The sequence below is a fragment of the Streptomyces sp. NPDC059455 genome (assembly GCF_042750115.1).
GTDB lineage: Bacteria > Actinomycetota > Actinomycetes > Streptomycetales > Streptomycetaceae > Streptomyces > Streptomyces endocoffeicus.
The window spans coordinates 1-18708 of the sequence record NZ_JBHYVB010000141.1; the positions used below are offsets into that span (position 1 = coordinate 1).

Here is an 18708-nt window from a genome sequence, read left to right on the forward strand (position 1 = left end):
AAGTCGACTGGCATTTCACCACCGACGACGCACGCGTGAAACTGCGCCACCTCTACCCAACCACACAGCAAAATTAAGCCGCGACAATCTACTAGCTTCAGTGCCCACGCGAGCCGGCTCCGAGACTCAGAGAATTCCGGGATCTCCCGATCACCGCCCCGCGCCATACTTAAGATCATGTTCTCTTTGCTCCGTCCGCCGGCCCTGCGCTCTTGTGACAGCTGTCCCTACCGGCGCGATGCTTCGTCGGGTATCTGGGCACACGAGGAGTACGACAAGCTCCGCCGCTATGACGCTCCTGCGCCTGACCAGCCGCAGGCAATGTTCCAGTGCCACCAGGCCGATGGTGACAGCGCTACGCGCCGCATTTGTGCTGGCTGGGCCGGATGCCATGGCGGGCATCTGCTGGCACTGCGGATAGCCGTGTTGGAGGGCCGCATCGAGGCGTCGACCTATCAGGCAGCTGCCGAGTATGTTTCGCCAGTGCCGTGTTCGCCTCGGGTGATGAAGCAGCCGCCCACGGGCAGGCGGACGTCGACCGGCCCGGCGATGCAGCCAGCCGATTGATCGACAAAATCTCCCGGGTGCGTGGAGATCTTCGCCACTGACAATGCTCTGTGAGAGGCCGCCATTTTGGCGGAAACGGCAAGCGGAGCAGCGATCGGCATGCCCATCTGGTGCGACGTGGCGCCGATACGAATCAGCGGCTCCAAGTCTGTCGGTCATCTTGCGGGCGGCGGAGAACAGTCCGAACCGGCCGGAGCCCGGGCGCCCGCAGCCGCAGGGGTGGGCGCCGAGACCAGTTTGACGCACGTCGCCGACAGCCCCCGCGGCTCAGGCACGCGCCAGCTACGTCTGTTCTGGCGGGAAAGGGTTTCCGGCTCCGCCCAGAAGGACTCTAATTGCGTGTGCGTTTCTCGATCTTCCGCTGTACCTGGACGATCGCGGTGCGCGCGGCTTCGAGCCTGATGCCCTGCGCACGGGCGAGAGCGAGGTGGTCGTCCGCAGGCTCTCGTCCACGGCGAGCTTGGCGGCGTGGTTCTGCGGCAGCACGTTCGCCCGGTAGTCCTCCAGCTCCGCGACGACCACGCCGAACGGCAAGTCCGGGGAGCGCTGTTCGGCGATCCTGAGCCTGCTGACCACGTCGACCAGCTCGCGCAGCTCGGTCGTGACGCCCTCGACAGCCGTCGTGAGCGACAGCCGGTTCAGCACGAGGAGCGCATCGCTCGCCGTGTCATAGTCGGGCTGGTGCCACTGGACGGTCTGGTCGCGGCGGCGGTGGTTGACGATGAGCCAGGTGCTGATGACCAGGGTGACGAGGGCGATCACCGCTCCCCAGGTCCAGGAGGAGGGGAAATCGCCGGCGCCGGAAGAAGAAAGGGGCATCATGGTGTTGTCCTGCCTTTCAAGCGCGAGTCACGGACGGTCATTCGTATGATCGTCGGGCCCAGGGGTTCCGGGTATGGCTCTGAGTGCCTAGCCGTCTGATGGCTTCAGGAACTTGGCCGCCCGGAGCCCCGCGACGACTCGACCGCTGATTGGGAAACGCGACGCGATCGCTCTGTAGGACAGCGCCGGCGAGGTCGTCTGCGGGTTCGAAGTGACGACGAACTGGCGGAGGGGACGTGCCTGAGATCTGGGCCGGAGTGGACATCGGCAAGGAACACCATCACTGCGTGGTGATCGGGCCGGGGGGCGAGCGGCTGCTGTCGCGCAGGGTGCTGAACGACGAACCGGCACTGCTCGAACTGATCCGGGACGTGCTGGCACTGTCCCTGGACGTGCAGTGGGCGGTGGACATCAACCAGGGCGGGGCTGCCCTGTTGATCGGCCTGCTGATCAACCACGATCAGCCGATGGTCTACCTCACCGGCCTGGCCGTGCACAGGGCCTCGGCGGCCTTCCGGGGCCGGGGCAAGACGGACGCCAAGGACGCCTTCGTCATCGCGGATCAAGCCCGTATGCGGCGTGACCTCGGAGTCCTGCGGTCAGGCGATGAGATAGCCGTTGGCCTGCGGATTCTGACCACTCGCCGCACCGGCCTCGTCAACGACCGGACCCGGCAAGATCAACCGCCTGCGCGCCCAGTTCCTGGAGATCTTCCCCGCCCTGGAGCGCACGCTCGACCTGACGAACCAGGGGCCGATCCTGCTGCTGACCGGCTATCAGACGCCGGCGGCGATCCGTCGGTCGGGAGCCAAACGCATCGAGACCTGGCTGAAGAACCGCAAGGTCAGAGGTGCCGCCTCGATCGCCCAGACAGCCCTCGAAGCCGCCCAGGCCCAGCACACCGGCCTTCCCGGCGAGAAACTGGCCGCGGCGATGGTCGCCCGCCTCGCGAAGGGCATCCTGGTGCTGAACGAGGAGATCGCCGAGCTCGACGCGCTCATCGAGGCCCGGTTCCACGACCACCCGCACGCGACCGTGATCCGCAGCATGCCCGGCATGGGCCCCATGCTCGGCGCCGAGTTCATCGCCGCGACCGGCGGTGACCTCGACGTCTTCGGAACCGCCGACCGGCTCGCCACCTTCGCCGGCCTGGCCCCGGTGCCAGGGGACTCCGGCCGTGTCAGCGGCAACATGCGCCGGCCCCACCGCTACCACCGCGGCCTGCTCAGGGCCTTCTACATGTCCGCCATGGCCAGCATCAGATTCTGCTCCGCCTCGCGCACCTACTACGACCGCAAGCGCGCCGAGGGCAAGAACCACAAGCAGGCCGTGCTCTCCCTCGCCCGCCGCCGAGCCAACGTCCTCTGGGCCATGATCCGGGACGGATCGCTTTACCAGCCGTCACAACCGGTCATGGCCTCGGCTTGACAACGACATGGGGAAGTTCTTTTTCTTCTGGCCTCGAACGGTGTCTCGAAGGGTGTCTCGAACTGAGTCGCTCACCTGGGAGTTCGCCGAACGTGGGGGCGGCCTTCGTCTGATCATGTGCTCCGACCAAGGTGCACGTGACCACGACGAAGGCCGTGAAGGTGAGTTTGCTGCCTGATGCTGTCCGGAGGGAAGCGTCACGCTTCCGGGGAGAGTTCTACGAGTGTCTGACCGCCCGGCGCGACGAGTTGTTCGAGCTGGCAGACGCGGTGCTGTGTGTGGATGGTGCGGTGAAGTCCCCGGTAAACTTGACGCTGTTGCCCGAGCATCGTCGTGGGCACGGAGCGATGTACGGCGACTTGAACCACGGCCGGCTCGACGTCGACTGTCTGCGGACGGTACTGGCGGGCCTGCCGCTGCCGCGTTTCGACGGCGGGCGTCTGGTCCTGGCGGTCGATGTGTCGCCATGGCTTCGCTCGGACGCGCCGTGCTCGGCGGAGCGCCTGTTCTGCCACGTCTACGGCCGGGCGAAGACGGCCTCGCAGTTCATCCCTGGCTGGCCCTACTCCTTTGTCGCCGTGCTGGAGCCGGGCCCCACGTCCTGGACCGCGATCCTGGACGCGGTCCGGCTCGGCCCGGCGGACGACGCGACCGCGGTCACCGCCGCCCGGCTCCGAGGAGTCGTTGGACAGCTCGTCGCCGCTGGCCAGTGGCAGGCCGGGGACCCGGACATCGTGATCGTGAGCGATGCAGGCTACGACGTCACCCGCCTGGCTTGGGTCCTGCGCGACCTGCCGGTCGAGCTGGTGGGCCGGGTCCGCTCCGACCGCGCGATGCGGCTGCCGAAACCACCGCGGATGCACGGCGTCAACGGCCGGCCGCCCAAGCATGGCCCGGAATTCCGGTTCACCAAGCCGGAGACCTGGCCCCGGGCCCGCGATCACCACGTTCACCGACACCACCAACTACGGCAAGGCCGAGGCTCAGGCATGGGACCGGGTCCATCCGAGGCTCACCCACCGCTCTTCATGGCTCGACCATGATGGTGAACTGGCGTTGGTCGGGGGGAGGTTGATGCGGCTGGAGGTCGAGCATCTGTCGAAGGAACGGGACGCTCCGCCGGGCTGTGGTTATGGGGGCGCATGGCGGCGCATCTGGCTGAAGTACTGCTGGACTGCGTATGCCTGCGCATGCCATGTTCGAAGCCACGGGGGAACCGGCTACGGGGGGCTGGGAATGCTGGTGACGGAGTTCAGCACGGATGTTGTGGAGGCGCCGGAGCGGTTCGCACTGTGGGAAGAAACCACAACACAGTCGCACATGCGCAACCGGCTGCACAGCGATAACCATGAGGACTTCCGCGCCAAGATGCGCATCCTGGACTTGACGGAGGTGCAGGTGGCCGCGCTGGCCTACTCGCATCTGGAGATCGCGCGGACAGAGAAGCTGATCCGGCAGTCCGATCCTGAAGTTTACCTGATCAACTACTTCCTCGGTGGCGAGGGGATTATCTCCCTAGACGGGGGCGACACGACGCTGCGCGCTGGTGACCTGGTGGTCCTGGACAGCAGCCGCCCTTACCGCGGCGGTGTTCGTGCCGATCCGGACAGATGGTCCCATGTGACCGTGCAGTTTCCTCGCGGGCTGCTGCCGCTGCCGGAGAAGACGGCGCAAAGCCTGTTCGCTGTCCCGATCAGCGGACGCAGCGGCATGGGCGGGGGATTTGCCCGCTGGCTGGCCGACCTCAACGCACGCGCCGGCGAGTTCACCCCAGCCGATATCCCCACCCTCACCTCGGTCACCCTGGACCTCCTGGCGTCCGTAATCGCCCGCTGCCTGGAGGCTGAGGCGGCATTGACTCCGGAGGCCCGTCGGCGTGTCCTTCGGACCCGGATCAACGCGTTCGTCGAGCAGCACCTCGCCGACCCAGCCATGACTCCTCAGACGATCGCGGACGCCCATCACATTTCCCTGCGTCATCTCCAGCAGCTGCTCGCCGAGGACGACACGTCGCCGGCAGCCTGGATACGCCATCGTCGTCTGGAACGCTGCCGTCTCGACCTGGCCAACCCCCGCCTGAACGCCCGCCCCGTCCAGGCCATCGCCGAACGCTGGGGCTTCACCAGCCTCGCGCACTTCAGCCGCCTGTTCCGGGTCACCTACGGGGTTCCGCCGCGGGACTACAGACAGCTCCCACCCAAGGCGTGCGCGAATCGTCAACACTTGTGCGTGGACTGACAGAGCCGGGGGCTGCAGCGCTGGATGTCCTGGATGCCGAACTGCTTCCAGTTCATAGAGCAGAATCCCCGCGCACTGCGCGGAGCGGATCAAAGTCTAGTCGGGCCGGGAGAACCGTCGTGCGGCGGCGGCCAACGCGGTCAGGGCGAGCAGGCCGAGTGCTGCGACTTCAAGCATCACCGGCACCTGCCATCCCGCCCAGTGCAGTCCCGCCCCTGTGTTGCCGGAACCGTCGGTGGTCAGAGTCTGGCGCATCGCGTCTGTCGCGTAGCTGAGTGGGTTGGCCAGCACGACGCTCTGGAGCCAGCCGGGGAGGCCGTTGATGGGGAAGAAGGCCCCGGACAGGAAGATCAACGGGGTCATTGCGATTCCTACAACGGACTGGAATGTCTCCATGCGTTCGACGCTGACGGCAGCCAGTGCACCCAGTGCGGTGAAGGCCAGCGTGATCGCAAGGAGTTCCAGTACGAGCGGCACTAGTAGTAGCGGGGCGAACGTGGCGCCGAAGAGCGCGGCCGTCATGAGCAGCAGCACGCCATGGACAGTTGCTGCCGTCGCGCCGCCCAGGCAGATTCCGCTGATCAGCGCGGTGCGGTGTACTGGTGCTACGAGCATCTCGCGCAGGAAACCGGCGTGCCGGTCCCACACGATCGACATCCCGGTGTTCAGCGCGGGTGCCATCACGACCATGAGTACGGCTCCGGGCAGGAGATAGGTGCGGTAGTCGGTGTCGTCGGCGCCCGCCCCGGCCGTCACGGAATTCATCCCTGTTCCGAGCACCAGCAGGAACAGCAGCGGGGTGACGAGGCTCATGACGCTGCCGATCCGGTTGCGTGAGAGTCGGATGAGCTCGCGCTGCCACATCACCCTGACCGCGCGCAAGTCCCCGGCGAGGCCGCCGAATCCGGCTGGGGCCCCGTCCCACGACGCCTCCAATCGGGGCTCGGGAGAAGCTTCGGTACGCGCCATGGTCTATCCCTTCCTCGTCGGGAGGTCGGCGCCGACCTCCCTTATGGTGCGACCGGTGTAGTGCAGGAAGACATCGTCCAGGCTCGGCGGAGCGGCGGATACCGAGTGCAGGGGAATGTCAAGCCCGGCACACAGACGAGGGATGCACGCCGCGGCGTCCGTGACCTCCACGCGGACGCCTTGTGGCGTGACCACTCCTTCCAGAGCGAAGCGCTCGCGCAGCGCCCGCACCGCTGCCTCGTTGTGTCCGGTGCGCAGGATGATTGTGTCGGCGCCGATGACTGACCTGAGTTCGGCGGGTGAACCCTGTGCGACCACGCGGCCGCCGTCGATGATGGCGATCCGGTCACAGTGCTCGGCTTCCTCCAGGTGGTGCGTGGTCAGGAAGACGGTGATCCCTTGTTCCTTGCGGAGTCGGTGGAGGTGTTCCCAGATGACCGCCCGGGTCTGTGGGTCCAGCCCGGTGGTCGGCTCGTCCAGGAACAGGACCTTGGGGCCGTGCAGCAGCGCGCGGGCGATTTCCAGTCTGCGGCGCATACCACCGGAGAAGGTCCGTACACGGTCTGAGCGCCGCTGGGCCAGCCCCATCAGGTCGAGCATGGCCAGTGCCCTGTGCCGCCCCTCGCGTCCGGGCAAGCGGTAAAGATCAGCGTGGAAGCGAAGATTGCGCTCTGCGGTCAGGTCCGTGTCGAGGGTGGTCTCCTGGAAGACGATGCCGATGCTGCCGCGTACCTTGTGTCGTTCGTATCGCACGTCGTGTCCCGCAACCATGGCCCATCCTGCGGTGGGGCGCAGGAGCGTGCTCAGCATTCCGACCGACGTGCTCTTGCCTGCTCCGTTCGGGCCGACGAATCCGAAGATCTCGCCGCCGCGGACGGTGAGATTCAGACCCCGTACGGCCTCAACGGTGCCGTATGTCTTGCGGAGGCCTTCGGTGAGTAAGGTCGGCTCGGTGTCCGGAGTCGCGCTCATCGCCGGCCCGGCACCCTGATGAGGATGTGGAAGTGCCTCACCTCGTCGGTGCTCTCGCCGACCGGCTTGCCGTCCGCTTCCACCCAGGCGTGGGCCCTGAAGGGCTGAGTGCGCACTCCCGTGACCCAGTCCGGCCACGCCCCTCGTGTACGGCAGAGCAGTGCCGTGGCAATGGACCGCTGCAGGCACCTTGGCCCGGCGCAGGGCACGCTCATAGCCACCACGGCGTTGCGAGCCTGCAGGGTCTCCGCCTCGTTCGCGGGCCTGGCGCCACGCCGCACCGTCTCCATCACCTGCCGCAGCCGTCGCGGAGGCAGCTTGGCGAGCAACCGGGCGACCCCGACGACGCACAGTGCGACCGGGCGCACACGCCACGGCGGAGCCGTGGACGGCTGAAGACTCAGTGCCCTGGCGGTCATGCGATCACCACCCCTGCGGTCCGCACGACGCCGATCAGCGCCTCGACGTCGGCGGCGAAGTCGTCAGTCGCGGTGGGGAAGCGCCTGCGTAGCTCGGAGGTGACGGATTCCGCCGATCCACCGTCGAGAAGACAGCGCAGCACGAGCGCGCCGGTGTCATTCATCTGCCAGTAGCGCCCGCTTCGTTCGTCCAACAGCACCATGCCGGTGTCGGTCTCGGTCATGGTCATGTGCGGGGCGAGGGAAAAGGTCATGGTCTTCCTTCGGCGAGGACGGGCTTGGTGTCCTTCACTGTGCGGCCGCTGCTTGTCCGCGGGAGCGGGGACCCGTTCGTGGAAGGGATCGAGACATGGGACGGCAGCGAGCGCAGCCACAGTTCGTTGGCCAGCGTCGCATCGAGGGGCATGAGTAGGCCGGCGTCCGTATGCACGGCGCGCAGGGCGGCACGAGGGCCTGCAGCGTCGATCAGTCCCATGCGGGCAAGAAGTGAGTCCTGGAAGATCTCCAGGAGATGGCCCCGATGGTGGCGCAAGCCCACGTAGAGGTCAGGGCCGAAGTCTCCCTTGTTCTGCCGGTCAAGGACGCCGTCCGGCACGATGCCGCGCATGGCGGCAGTGAGGATCGGCTTGACCAGGTCCGCCCGGTGCCGGTCCACCAGACGGATGGACATGGCCGCAGTGAGCACCTCGTCGTCGAGGAAGGGAGCCTGGAACGACACTCCAAAGTCCGCCGCCACCCGGGATGACGCCCGGACGATCATGCCGTTCGCCTGCATCAGCCGCAGCATCTCATGGTGCACCGGCAGCGGGGACAGCGGCTCCGGTGCCTCGGCGGCGGTACGGCGCAGCAGACGGCGAATCGCGTCAACCGCCTCTGGAGTGGTCCACGACGGTACCCTCGACGCCACCTCCCAGCCGACTCCGGTGCCCAGGACGCGTTCCCCGGTGATCTGGTCGGCGGAGGCGGCCAACCACTGGGGATATGTCCGGTGGCGCATCAGACTGCGCACCGTCGTGACGGCGTTCCAGCGGCGCATCGACTTCATGGCCCGCACATGCGGCACAGCCGCCAACGCCCGGCTGCGGACCAGGGCGTGCAGTGACATCAGGCTCGGTCGAAACAGTTCGTCTGCTCCGATGCCCTGGAGGTGCCGAGTGGCTCCGCGCGAGGCGGCGAAGCCCGCAATGTACTCGAGCATTGGCCTGCGGGTCATGGTCAGCGGCGCTTCCAGCTCCTGCCTGGCGGCCAGAACCGATTCCGCGAAGAACCCCGGAGTGTCCCCCATGGGAACAGTCACGTGTTCGGCGTCCGGCAGCAGGGCTGCGCTGCGTTCGGCCCAATGCCTGTCCTCGTTGGCGCGGTCCGACGAGCACAGATGCAGGGTTGCGAGGGAGACGCCGAGTCGCGCGGCGAGAAAGCACAGGCTCGTGGAGTCCTTGCCGCCCGACAAGTCCGCGCTGATGGTGCCGCTTCCGCGGACCCGCACTGCGACGGCGTTCTCCAGTGCTTCACGCACAGCAACAGCCCCTGCCGCGAAGGGAACGGCCGGTTCGGGAGGCGTCCAGTGCGTCCTGGTTCGCTCCGATCCGTTGGGTCGGATCTCCAGATGCTGTCCCGGACCCAACGCCCGTACACCGCGCCACACCGACCGCGTACTCAATGGCCAGGGGGGCCCGAAGGGGGCCAGCAGCTGCAGGGCCATCAGTTCCTCGTCGACCCCGGCCCCGGCCATGGCGGCCAGCGTCTGCGGACGGTCCGCCGCGATGGTCACTCCCTTGACGGAACCGTAGAAGAGTTGGCATGCCCCGGAGATGCTGCCCTGGGCCCGCACAAGGCCGCCGACCGACGCGACCAAATGAAAGCTTCCGTGCAACGCCCGGGCGACCTGGTCCACATCGCCGACCGAGCGCACCCGCTGCAGCCGTCGCAACAGCGCTTCCGCTGTCGCGGAAACTGGCCCAAAGAGTGCAATTCGGGTATCTCTGGTTTCGGCCGTCACGATGTCCGTCTCGGACCAGCGTCCCACGAGCCATGGCCGACCGGAGGGATGGCCGATTACCTGGGTCCACGCCGAGCGGAGTACGAGTTCTTTGATTTCCTCACTCACTGGGTGATCTGGGAGGATCACGAATTCCATGTCGATATCCTGTTCCTCGCACTGACGGTTCGACCTGCGATGGTTTGCCGACCCGGCCGGGAAGGCGGGAGTACCCGCCCCCGGCCGGGTCAGCGCATCGGTAGACCAGGTGTTCTGATCAGATGTCGAAGTAGTAGCCGATGATCCCGTCGAACCAGCGTCCGCAGCAGGTGATACGGGTTTCCTCGGCGAAGTAGCCAGCCTCCGCGATCATCGGAGCCTCGTACGCGAGTTCAGTCTCGTTCATTCCGTTTTCTCCTTTGTTGATTCCCGGCCGATTCCCTTCCACTTCTCGGCCGATGACTAATCTGCCACTCAGAAAGCGCGTACACTTGGAGAAAATCACCGTCTTTGTGTGACCCTCTGGCGGAACATTGAGCGGGCGGCGAGCAGTTGGCTCGGCGGCCGGCCGGTCAGGGCGGTGCATTCCCGGGTCAGATGGGCCGGGTCGCAGAAACCGCAGTCCATGGCGGCGCGGACTGCGGCCTGACCGGTTGCCAGCAGGCGCAGCGCACGACGCAGGCGCAGTGCCCGGGCCGCGACTTTCGGAGAGAGACCGATCTGCTCCCGGAAACGGCGGGTCAGCTGGTTCTGGCTCCAGGAGACATCGGCGGCCAGCCGCGTGATGGGTATCGTGCCTCCGGTCTCCACAAGCCGCCGCCATGCCTGCCGCAGCGGCATCGGGCACGGCGGATTCGCTGCCTGGTGCTCCACGAGCGCCGCGTCGATCACGGCGCGGCGGGCCGCCCAGTCCCTGGTGTCCGAGACATTCCTCGCCACGGAGTGGACGAAGGAGCCCGGGGAACGGTCCCGGTCGTTGATCGCGACCCCCAGGTCCTCCGGCGACGTACCGAAAAGGCGGAACACGGCCCATGGTTCCAGGACCACCTCCACGCCAGTCCCGTGTTCTCCGGCCCTGGACATGTCGTCTGCAGGGGTGTTCAGCCCGGACAGCAACGAGTCGATCAGCACCTGCCCGGATGGACAAGGAACATCCGGGTGGCGTTCCGTACCGCGCGCGGAGAGCAAGACCATGCGAACGCGGCCGTCCGTGGTGAGGCAGCCCTGCGGGACGCCGTCAGCGCACGGAAAATGGCGGTAGCAGAGCACCTCGCCGCGTAATCGGAGATCGGGTAGAGCAACGTCGGGCTGTGCCGGGGCAAGGTACGGAGCATCCGGCGCAGCCGTGTGCCCGCGGAAACGGCGGTGTGAAGCCTCCTCATAGCGCATGTTCTCCCCCGTGTATATGACCGAAGTCCATTCATCAGGCAGACCACCCAGTGCGCGTGTCGAGCCGGAGCGGACCGCGGTCGTCGCGATACCCGCCCCGGCTCGGTATAGGGAAGGCCGGGCATCACGACCAATCGAAGTAGCTGCCTATTAGTTCGAGGAATCTGCCGACGCTGGAACCGTGCGTGAACTCGGCGAAGTCTCCGACCTCGGCGAACACGGGCGGCTCGTACTCCGTTCGTTCCGCTCCCGTGATCTTCTTCATGAGGAACCCCTTATCCGTGTATGGACCGGCGACCTGCTAGGACCTTACGAAGTCGCAAGTCTCTCCCTCTTCCTGCTGTGTACTTCTCCGACCGGCGTAGCGTCCGCCAGGTCAGAGCCCTCGTTTCGAAGCCAAGCTCTGAGTAGCCATCGAACCCACTAGCGAAGTGTTCCGAGGGCTTCGGGCGGCCGGAGCGCCCGTGTTCCCGGGCTCGACGTCCAGGATGTCGAGAGCAATAGCCACCAGCCTTGTCATTCCGCGCATGGTTGTTGCCGATTCGCGCACGCCTTGGGCGGCAGGTTCCTGTAGTCCCGCGGCGGCTTTTCGTATACGGCCCGGAACAGGCGGCTGAAGTGGGTTGGGTTGGTGAAGCCCCAGCGTTCGGCGATGGCCTGGATCGGGCGGGCGTTCCGGCGGGGGTTGGCCAGGTCGAGGCGGCAGCGTTCCAGACGGCGGTGGCGTATCCAGGCTGCCGGCGATGTGTCGTCCTCGGCGAGCAGCTGCTGGAGATGGCGCAGGGAGATGTGGTGGGCGTCCGCGATCGTTTGGGGCGACAGGTTGGGATCGGCGAGGTGCTGCTCGACGAACGTGTTGATCTGGACCCGCAGGGCGCTCTTGCGGGCCTCCGGGGTCAGCGCCGCCTCAGCCTCCAGGGGTTCCAGTGGTACTCGCCGAGAAACCAACGAAGTAGCCACTGAAGTGTGGCGATTCATCGTTCGGTGGTCATCGTGGTTGCGGGCCGCTGAAGGCCGCGGCAGGTGCCGGCGGAGGTTGCCGAGTACCTCGCTGAGCAACTGGGGATCGAGGATGCGTCGTGCCTGATGGATGTTCCTCAACCCCCTGGACGGTGGGGATACCGGTCTTCGCCGGGCCATTTGATGGCGATGGCCTGCTCGTAGTCGACACGGCCGTCGGGCCGCCGGATCTGCCTCCAGACGAAGGCATACTTGCACGACAGTCCGTAGAGGCCCGGGCATCAGCGGCTTGCTCCACCTCACCGGAGTGGTTGGCCCCGGGCACGAGCTGAACCTCCACGCCAGGGTTCAGGTGAGCTCGATGCGGATGTTCGCGACGTCGCCGGCTTGGTAGAACCCAATTAGTGTTACCGACTCGCCCTTACTGAGGCTGTGGCTCTCGGAGTCGTAGTAGGAGTCGTGGCCCTTCCAGTCGCCGGTCACCCGGATCCCGTGGACCGCGCTTCCCCTGCACGTTCGCGTGATTTTGCCACCCAGTCTGTAGCCGTACCAACCGGTGCCGTCGTCCCAGTAGGTGTAGTCACCTTTGAAACTGGCGCAGCCGGTCGTGCGGCCGATAGGGGCGGCCTGCGCGACGCCCTGTCCCAGCATGGCGACAGCAGCAGTCAGTGCACCGACCACTGTGGCTGCTCGCTTGATGTTGCGCCGCATGTCGTCTCCTTGGAGTTCGGCGTCGTTGTGTTGCATCCTCTGGTTACTACCTTTTGCATGATCTGCGAGGTGTCTGTGCATGTTTGCGTGGACTTCGTTGCTGCGTGGATGTGGGATGTCCCTGTAGGCGGTTAGTCGCTTCCGAGGCCTCACCGCACGGCTCACACTCGGAATCGCAGTCCCACTATTTCGTTCGAGGGCGTGCACCCGTCGGTTCGTCATTGACGACGACCGCGCTGTGTGACGTCGTCCAGCGTGGCGGCAGCGCGCAAAGAATCCGCTAAATGTCCGTTGTATCGCCTGCTCGCAGCAGGTATGCAGGAGACCGGAGAGGGGAGGGGGCCTCGGTGGATGCGGATCGTCGTGTCGTGGTGGGGGTGCTGGGTGAACTGGAGCTTTGGTGGGATGATCGGACACAACCTGTAGGGCACGCCCGCCAGCGGTCTGTGCTCGCGGTGCTGGCGTTCGAGGCCAACCGGGTGATGCCGGTGGACAGTCTGATCGACCGTGTCTGGGATGAGCAGCCGCCGGATAAGGCGCGATCGGCGTTGCGCGTCTACCTGTCCCACCTTCGCCGGGCACTCGCCCCGACCGGGTTCACGATCACCCGGAAAGGCAGCGGCTACGTGCTGGCTGCCGAGGCCGACACCGTCGACCTGCACCGTTTTCACCGGCTGCTCGACCTGTCGCGGGCAGCGCACGAGCCAGGACGCGCCCTCTCCTTGGTCGAGGACGCCCTGGCGCTCTGGCGGGGCGAACCGCTGGCTGAACTGGACACCTCCTGGGCGCAGGCGGCGCGGGAGCGATTACGCCGGGAACGCGCCGCCGCCGAGACCGACCGGATCGACTGGGCGCTGGCCTGTGGTCGGCACCGGCAAGTGCTGCCGGAGCTGACCACACGGGCCGAGGCCGAGCCGCTGGACGAGCGTGTGGCCGGGCAGGTGATGCTGGCGCTGTACCGCGCCGGCCGCCAGGCTCAGGCCCTGGCCCACTACCAGCACACCCGGCAGCGCCTGGTGGAGGACCTGGGCGCCGATCCGGGCCCGGCGCTGCAACAGCTGCACCAGCGCATCCTCGCCGCCGACCTCACGCTCACCCCGACGGAAACCACAACCATCACAGCCACAGCCGGGGCGTCGGTGGTGCCCCGGCAGCTGCCCGCCTTGCCCCGGTGGTTCATCGGTCGTACCGGTCACCTGACCGCGCTGACCACCGCCCTGGAACAGCGAGGCACCGTGGTGATCTCCGCGATCGGCGGTGCTGGCGGGATCGGCAAGACATGGCTGGCCCTGGCCTGGGCTCACCGTCATCTTGACCGGTTCCCCGACGGGCAGCTGTTCGTGGACCTGCGCGGCTTCAGCCCGGACGGTCAACCGATGGACCCTGAGGGGGCGGTGCGCGGGTTCCTCGGCGCTCTCGGTGTCGCCGCCGACCGTGTTCCCCACGACCTGGATGCCCAAGCCGCGCTGTACCGAAGCCTTGTGGCCGGCAAACGGATGTTGGTGGTGCTGGACAACGCCGCCACCGCCGAGCAAGTCGTGCCGCTGCTGCCCGCCAGCGCTTCCTGCACTGTCCTGGTCACCAGCCGCCACCGACTGCACGGGCTGATCGCCCGGCACTGCGCCCGTCCGCTGCCCCTGGGGATGTTCACCGACGCCGAGGCCCACACTCTGCTGGCCGCTACCCTCGGTCCGGACCACGTCGCCGCCGACGAACACGGGGTTGCTGAGCTCATGGCGCTGTGCGGCGGGTTCCCGCTCGCGCTAGGCTTGATCGCCGCCCGCATCCGAAACGCCCTGCCGACGGCCGATGCCGTCGCCGAACTGCGCGAGTGCGGCCTGGACGCGCTCGACGCCGACGACCCCACCGCGAGCCTGCCTGCCGTGCTGTCCTGGTCTCTGCGCCGGCTCACCGAGCGGCAGCGCACCGTATTCGCGTTGCTGGGCATCGCCCCTGGCCCGGACATCGGTCTGCCCGCAGCCACGAGCCTCACCGGCCTGCCGGTGGGGGAGACGCGCGCCGCGCTGCGCGCACTGGCCGATGTCTCCCTCCTCGACCCCCACCCCAGCAGTCGGTACGCCATGCACGATCTCGTGCGCGCCTACGCCACCACCTACGCCCACCACGACTTGCCTGAACCGGTGCGGCAGGCCGCGCTGGAGCGTGTCGTGGATTTCTACCGGCACACCGCCCACACCGCCGACCGCTTCCTGAACCCCCACCCCGCCCCGATCCGGCTCCACCCACCCGCCCCCAGCACTCATCCTCAGCCGCTGCCTGACCACTCGGCGGCACTGGCCTGGATGGATACCCACCACCCGCACCTGATGGCCGCCCAACACACCGCCGCCGGCCATCACCGCCATCAGGCCGTGTGGCACCTGGCCTGGACCCTGACCGCCTTCCACCGACGGCGCGGGCACCGCCACGACGAGGTGGCCGTGTGGCAGGCCGCCACCGACGCCGCCGACCACCTGCCCGACCCTGCCACCCGCACCCTCGCCCACCGGCGCCTCGGCAGCGCACATGCCGCGCTGGGGTGGCACGAGCCAGCCATCGAGCACTTGCACCAGGCCCTCGCTCTGGCCAAACATCACCATGACCTCACCCAGCAAGCCCACAACCACCACGCCATCGCACGGGCATGGGAGCAGCGGGGGGACGACCGGCGGTCCCTGGAACACTCCCGCCACGCCCGGGACCTCTTCCACGCCCTCGGCCAGACGGTGTGGGAAGCCGTCACACTCAACACCGTGGGCTGGTACGCCGCCCGCCTCGGGGACTACGACACCGCCCGTGACCACTGCCTGCAAGCCCTCACCCTGCACCGCCGCCACCACGATCCCAACGGCAAGGCAGACACCCTGGACAGCCTGGGCTACATCGACCACCACACCGGCCATCACCACCAGGCCATCGACCACTACCAGCAGGCCCTCACCCTGTACCGCTCCTTCGGCAACACCAGCCAGTCCGCCGACACCCTCGACCGCCTCGGCCACCCCTACGCCGCCCTCGACCACCACGCGCAGGCCCGCGCCGTCTGGCAGGAAGCCCTGGAGCTGTACCGGGAACAGGGGCGCGAAGCTGACGCCGAACGCGTCCAACGACAACTTGACACCATCACGACGGCCCCGGCAAGCACCTCCTAACCGCCGCTTTCCGCTCATCGCCGCCATCGACATTACGCTGGCCAACAGCCCGTATATGGTCGACTGGGGGGCGATGGAGGGCATCACCGACAAGTACGTCCGAGACCACGGCTGGCTGCCCAGCAAGACCGGCGGCTCCCATGCCTAACGTGCCAGAAGCCATAATGTCCGCTCTGACGTGGGAGATCGGGTTGACAACCCTAGATAACGATCGTGCCCGACTCCCTGCTGCACGCCCCGCCGCACTGACGAAGCTTGGAGAGCCGGTCGCGGGAGGGTGAGCGATACAGTCCGGCATGAGCATCGTCGACACGTCCATAGCCGCGGTCTCAGCAGCGCTCAGTGGCGCTGCCGCCTACGGCGCATGGAAAGCCTCCCGCGAGGCGAACAAGGCGGCATGGAACGCGAACGAGACGGCGGCCGTCGTCGCCCAGATCGAACGAGACCGCTGGCACAAGGAACTGACGCCACAACTGCGGATCAAGCTCCAGGCTGAGCCCCATGAGGTGCTGTACGTCCGCTTCGACGGCCCGGCCACACTCGGCGAGCTCGCCGTCGAAGGAGTCCCGGAAGTACTCGCAGAAAAGGCAACGGAGTAGCCCCTGACCGGGCCCGTTGCCGTAGGACCGGTGGCTCGTTGGGCTGAACGAGTGAATCCGGCGGCGAGAGGGGCAGGCAGATGGCAACGCGGGTGTTCTCCGATGAGGAGTTGGAGGCCCTGCGCTCGTTCCCGGCGATCGGCAAGGACGAGCTGATCCGCTACTTCACCCTCACCCCGGCGGATGAGGCGTTCCTGCGGAAGTTCCTGCGTCCCCAGACGGTTCTCGGCACCGCGGTGCAGTTGTGCACGCTGCCGTGGCTGGGCTTCGTGCCGGACGAAATGCCATCGGCACCGCCTGCGGCGGCGCGGCGGCTGGCCCGACAGCTCGGCCTGCCGGTCGAGGTGCTGCGCGGCTACGGGATGTCCCGGGAGCAGACGCGTACGGATCATCTGCGGCAGGTGGCGAAGTATCTGGGGTGGAGGCCGGCGAAGTCGCTGGAGTTGAAGGAACTGGACGAGTTCCTGCTGGCCCGCGCGATGGAGCATGACTCGCCGTCGCTGTTGTTCCGGCTGGGGTGCGAGTATCTGCGCTCGGCGAAGGTGATCCGGCCCGGCGTGGTCATGCTGCTGGAGAAGGTCGGCACCGCGCGTCAGGCCGCCGAGCGGGAGACCCACGCCCGGGTGGCCCACCTGCTGACCGACGAGCGCGCCCGCGGCCTGGACGGGCTGCTGGTCGTCGACCCGAAGCTGAAGTCCTCGCGCTTGCACTGGCTGGTCACCGGACCGGTGCAGGCGTCGCCCAACAGCGTGGGCGGCGAGGTGGAGAAGCTGAAGTTCCTGCGCGGCCTGGACGCCGACACGCTCGACATGTCCGCGCTGCCCGCCGAACGGCGCCGTCATCTCGCCCAGATCGGCCGTCGGCTCACCTCGCAGGCCCTGGTGCGGCGGGAGCCGAACCGGCGCCACCCGATCCTGCTCACGCTGCTGGCCCAGTCCGCGGTCGACGTCCTCGACTCCGTCGTGCAGCTCTTCGACCAGACCCTGTCGGGCTCGGAGTCCCGGGCCCGGATCAAGCTGCGCGACGAACTCGCCGAGCGGGCCAAGCTCTCGGAGGACCGGCTCGCCCTGCTGGACGAGATCCTGCCCGTGCTCGCCGACGTTGGTGTCCCGGACGAGGACGTCGGCACGCTGCTGCGCGAGAAACTCGGGATGGACCGCATCCGCGCCGCCCACGCCAGCGCCACGCTGCGGCTGCCGAAGGATCACGGGCATCTGCGGCTGCTGGACGGCTCCTACACCTACATCCGCCAGTTCGCGCCGAAGGTGCTTCAGGCGGTGCGGTTCGCCGGCGGTACGGACGCGAAGCCGCTGATCGAAGCACTTCAGATCCTGCGGGAGCTGAACGCCACCGGCGCCCGCAACGTCCCGGACAACGCGCCGACCCTGTTCGTCCCGAGCCGCTGGCAGGGCTACCTCGACGAGGCGGCTGCGAAGGGGGACGCGACCGCCTACCGGCACTACTGGGAGCTGTGCGCACTGCTCGCACTGCGGGACGGCTTGCGCCCGGGGGACGTGTATGTACCGGGCTCACGCCGGTACGACAACCCGGCCGCCTACCTGTTCAAGCCCGCCCAGGGGGAGGAGCACCGGGCGGAGTTCTGCCGCCTGGTCGGCAAGAGCCCCGACGCCTCACAGGCCCTGCCGCTGGTGATGGACGAGCTGGACGAGGCGCTTACCGACCTGGAGGAGGTCCTGGGGCGCGGCGACGGTCCGGTGCGGCTCAACGACGACGGCGAGCTGGTCATCTCGCCACTCACGGCGGAGGACATCCCGAGCGAGGCCGAGGACGTGCACGCGGAGCTGGAGCGGATGCTGCCGAACGTGCCGATCGCCTCGCTGCTGGTGGAGATGGACCAGCACACCGGCTTCCTGGACTGCTTCACCCACGCAGGCGGCAAGCAGGCCCGCTCTCCGCAGCTGAAGAGGAACCTGATCGCCTGCCTGATCGGGCTCTCCACGAATCTGGGGCTGCACGGGATGGCCGCCTCGTGCGGCATCCCGTACGACGTCCTGGCGTGGACCGCGGAGTGGTACATCCATGAGGAGACGCTGCGCGAGGCGAACATCTGCCTGGTCAACTACCACCACAAGCTGCCGATGACGAGCATGTTCGGCTCCGGCACTCTGCCCTCCTCGGACGGGCAACGCTTCCCCACTCGGGGCAAGTCGACCACCGCGCGGCATCTGAACAAGTACTTCGTGTCCGAGGGCATCTCCACCTACACTCACGTCTCCGACCAGCACTCCACCTTCGGCACCAAGGTCATCGTGGCCACGCACCGCGAGGCCCACTACGTGCTGGACGAAATTCTCGGCAATGCCACCGACCTGCCGATCAGCGAGCACGCCACGGACACGCACGGCGTCACCCTGGTCAACTTCGGGCTCTTCGATCTCGTGGGCAAGCAGCTCTCGCCGCGCATCCGCGACCTGGGCAAGATCACCCTGTACCGGATGGGTGCGAAGGCCGACTACGAGGAGCAGTTCCCCACAGCTGGGCCG

17 protein-coding genes and 2 pseudogenes are annotated in these 18708 nt (G+C 67.4%); 7 read left to right on the plus strand and 12 right to left on the minus strand.

The window, feature by feature from the left end:
• Nucleotides 1–177: 177 nt before the first annotated feature.
• Entirely contained in the window at nucleotides 178–567 is a 390-nt protein-coding gene (locus tag ACFXB5_RS36910) for a DUF6283 family protein (RefSeq protein ID WP_385216569.1), read from the plus strand.
• Here the strand turns inward: ACFXB5_RS36910 and ACFXB5_RS36915 are convergent.
• Complete coding sequence (locus tag ACFXB5_RS36915; RefSeq protein ID WP_385216641.1) at nucleotides 456–713, minus strand: hypothetical protein; 258 nt, start codon at nucleotides 711–713, stop codon at nucleotides 456–458. The two genes, ACFXB5_RS36910 and ACFXB5_RS36915, sit on opposite strands and share 112 nt — an antisense overlap.
• Before the next feature lie 136 nt (nucleotides 714–849).
• Nucleotides 850–1389, minus strand: a complete 540-nt coding sequence (locus ACFXB5_RS36920) for a hypothetical protein (RefSeq protein ID WP_385216571.1) — start codon at nucleotides 1387–1389, stop codon at nucleotides 850–852.
• 236 nt (nucleotides 1390–1625) lie between these two features.
• Here ACFXB5_RS36920 and ACFXB5_RS36925 point away from each other — a divergent pair.
• From ACFXB5_RS36925 to ACFXB5_RS36935, 3 genes and pseudogenes are all read left to right on the plus strand, one after another.
• Nucleotides 1626–2817 (plus strand): annotated as a pseudogene (locus tag ACFXB5_RS36925) (IS110 family transposase).
• Between the two features lie 137 nt (nucleotides 2818–2954).
• Nucleotides 2955–3860: a transposase gene (locus ACFXB5_RS36930; protein ID WP_385216574.1), complete on the plus strand. Its 906-nt coding sequence runs from the start codon at nucleotides 2955–2957 to the stop codon at nucleotides 3858–3860.
• Nucleotides 3861–3891: 31 nt separating this feature from the next.
• A complete protein-coding gene (locus ACFXB5_RS36935; RefSeq protein ID WP_385216577.1) occupies nucleotides 3892–5055 on the plus strand; it encodes a helix-turn-helix domain-containing protein in 1164 nt (387 codons plus the stop codon).
• 96 nt (nucleotides 5056–5151) lie between these two features.
• Here the strand turns inward: ACFXB5_RS36935 and ACFXB5_RS36940 are convergent, their stop codons facing one another.
• The 10 genes from ACFXB5_RS36940 to ACFXB5_RS36985 all read right to left on the minus strand — a co-directional run bounded on the left by ACFXB5_RS36940 (nucleotide 5152) and on the right by ACFXB5_RS36985 (nucleotide 12453).
• Nucleotides 5152–6024 (minus strand): ABC transporter permease, encoded by an 873-nt coding sequence (locus ACFXB5_RS36940; RefSeq protein WP_385216580.1) that lies wholly within the window; start codon nucleotides 6022–6024, stop codon nucleotides 5152–5154.
• Nucleotides 6025–6027: 3 nt separating this feature from the next.
• Entirely contained in the window at nucleotides 6028–6996 is a 969-nt protein-coding gene (locus tag ACFXB5_RS36945; RefSeq protein ID WP_385216583.1) for an ATP-binding cassette domain-containing protein, read from the minus strand.
• The gene (locus ACFXB5_RS36950) at nucleotides 6993–7415 is read right to left on the minus strand and encodes a lasso peptide biosynthesis B2 protein (RefSeq protein ID WP_385216586.1); all 423 of its coding nucleotides are present in this window, start codon (nucleotides 7413–7415) and stop codon (nucleotides 6993–6995) included. Before ACFXB5_RS36950 ends, ACFXB5_RS36945 begins: the two co-directional genes overlap by 4 nt.
• On the minus strand, nucleotides 7412–7669 hold the full coding sequence (locus ACFXB5_RS36955) for a lasso peptide biosynthesis PqqD family chaperone (protein ID WP_385216589.1): 258 nt from the start codon (nucleotides 7667–7669) through the stop codon (nucleotides 7412–7414). Before ACFXB5_RS36955 ends, ACFXB5_RS36950 begins: the two co-directional genes overlap by 4 nt.
• Complete coding sequence (locus tag ACFXB5_RS36960; protein WP_385216592.1) at nucleotides 7666–9552, minus strand: asparagine synthase-related protein; 1887 nt, start codon at nucleotides 9550–9552, stop codon at nucleotides 7666–7668. The genes ACFXB5_RS36955 and ACFXB5_RS36960 overlap by 4 nt, the downstream gene beginning before the upstream one ends.
• 118 nt (nucleotides 9553–9670) lie before the next feature.
• On the minus strand, nucleotides 9671–9799 hold the full coding sequence (locus tag ACFXB5_RS36965; protein WP_385216595.1) for a lasso RiPP family leader peptide-containing protein: 129 nt from the start codon (nucleotides 9797–9799) through the stop codon (nucleotides 9671–9673).
• A gap of 95 nt (nucleotides 9800–9894) precedes the next feature.
• Entirely contained in the window at nucleotides 9895–10587 is a 693-nt protein-coding gene (locus ACFXB5_RS36970; protein WP_385216597.1) for a helix-turn-helix domain-containing protein, read from the minus strand.
• Between the two features lie 319 nt (nucleotides 10588–10906).
• Nucleotides 10907–11047 (minus strand): lasso RiPP family leader peptide-containing protein, encoded by a 141-nt coding sequence (locus ACFXB5_RS36975; protein ID WP_385216600.1) that lies wholly within the window; start codon nucleotides 11045–11047, stop codon nucleotides 10907–10909.
• Between the two features lie 251 nt (nucleotides 11048–11298).
• Nucleotides 11299–11760, minus strand: a complete 462-nt coding sequence (locus tag ACFXB5_RS36980) for a helix-turn-helix domain-containing protein (protein ID WP_385216636.1) — start codon at nucleotides 11758–11760, stop codon at nucleotides 11299–11301.
• Nucleotides 11761–12090: 330 nt separating this feature from the next.
• Entirely contained in the window at nucleotides 12091–12453 is a 363-nt protein-coding gene (locus tag ACFXB5_RS36985; protein WP_385216603.1) for a hypothetical protein, read from the minus strand.
• 347 nt (nucleotides 12454–12800) lie between these two features.
• Between ACFXB5_RS36985 and ACFXB5_RS36990 the strand changes: the two genes are divergently transcribed.
• The 3 genes and pseudogenes from ACFXB5_RS36990 to ACFXB5_RS37000 form a co-directional block, all read left to right on the plus strand.
• Complete coding sequence (locus ACFXB5_RS36990) at nucleotides 12801–15605, plus strand: BTAD domain-containing putative transcriptional regulator (RefSeq protein WP_385216605.1); 2805 nt, start codon at nucleotides 12801–12803, stop codon at nucleotides 15603–15605.
• Nucleotides 15606–15901: 296 nt separating this feature from the next.
• The gene (locus ACFXB5_RS36995) at nucleotides 15902–16204 is read left to right on the plus strand and encodes a hypothetical protein (RefSeq protein ID WP_385216607.1); all 303 of its coding nucleotides are present in this window, start codon (nucleotides 15902–15904) and stop codon (nucleotides 16202–16204) included.
• 80 nt (nucleotides 16205–16284) lie between these two features.
• Nucleotides 16285–18678 (plus strand): annotated as a pseudogene (locus ACFXB5_RS37000) (Tn3 family transposase); the annotation flags it as partial.
• Nucleotides 18679–18708 lie beyond the last annotated feature (30 nt).

Bases quoted from the DNA above. Each gene is read 5' to 3' on its own strand.
- ACFXB5_RS36980 (WP_385216636.1), bottom strand. From the start codon at position 11,760: ATGAATCGCCACACTTCAGTGGCTACTTCGTTGGTTTCTCGGCGAGTA.
- ACFXB5_RS36950 (WP_385216586.1), bottom strand. From the start codon at position 7,415: ATGACCGCCAGGGCACTGAGTCTTCAGCCGTCCACGGCTCCGCCGTGG.
- ACFXB5_RS36970 (WP_385216597.1), bottom strand. From the start codon at position 10,587: ATGGTCTTGCTCTCCGCGCGCGGTACGGAACGCCACCCGGATGTTCCT.
- ACFXB5_RS36940 (WP_385216580.1), bottom strand. From the start codon at position 6,024: ATGGCGCGTACCGAAGCTTCTCCCGAGCCCCGATTGGAGGCGTCGTGG.
- ACFXB5_RS36960 (WP_385216592.1), bottom strand. From the start codon at position 9,552: ATGGAATTCGTGATCCTCCCAGATCACCCAGTGAGTGAGGAAATCAAA.
- ACFXB5_RS36920 (WP_385216571.1), bottom strand. From the start codon at position 1,389: ATGATGCCCCTTTCTTCTTCCGGCGCCGGCGATTTCCCCTCCTCCTGG.
- ACFXB5_RS36975 (WP_385216600.1), bottom strand. From the start codon at position 11,047: ATGAAGAAGATCACGGGAGCGGAACGAACGGAGTACGAGCCGCCCGTG.
- ACFXB5_RS36955 (WP_385216589.1), bottom strand. From the start codon at position 7,669: ATGACCTTTTCCCTCGCCCCGCACATGACCATGACCGAGACCGACACC.
- ACFXB5_RS36910 (WP_385216569.1), top strand. From the start codon at position 178: ATGTTCTCTTTGCTCCGTCCGCCGGCCCTGCGCTCTTGTGACAGCTGT.
- ACFXB5_RS36935 (WP_385216577.1), top strand. From the start codon at position 3,892: ATGCGGCTGGAGGTCGAGCATCTGTCGAAGGAACGGGACGCTCCGCCG.
- ACFXB5_RS36995 (WP_385216607.1), top strand. From the start codon at position 15,902: ATGAGCATCGTCGACACGTCCATAGCCGCGGTCTCAGCAGCGCTCAGT.
- ACFXB5_RS36985 (WP_385216603.1), bottom strand. From the start codon at position 12,453: ATGCGGCGCAACATCAAGCGAGCAGCCACAGTGGTCGGTGCACTGACT.
- ACFXB5_RS36945 (WP_385216583.1), bottom strand. From the start codon at position 6,996: ATGAGCGCGACTCCGGACACCGAGCCGACCTTACTCACCGAAGGCCTC.
- ACFXB5_RS36965 (WP_385216595.1), bottom strand. From the start codon at position 9,799: ATGAACGAGACTGAACTCGCGTACGAGGCTCCGATGATCGCGGAGGCT.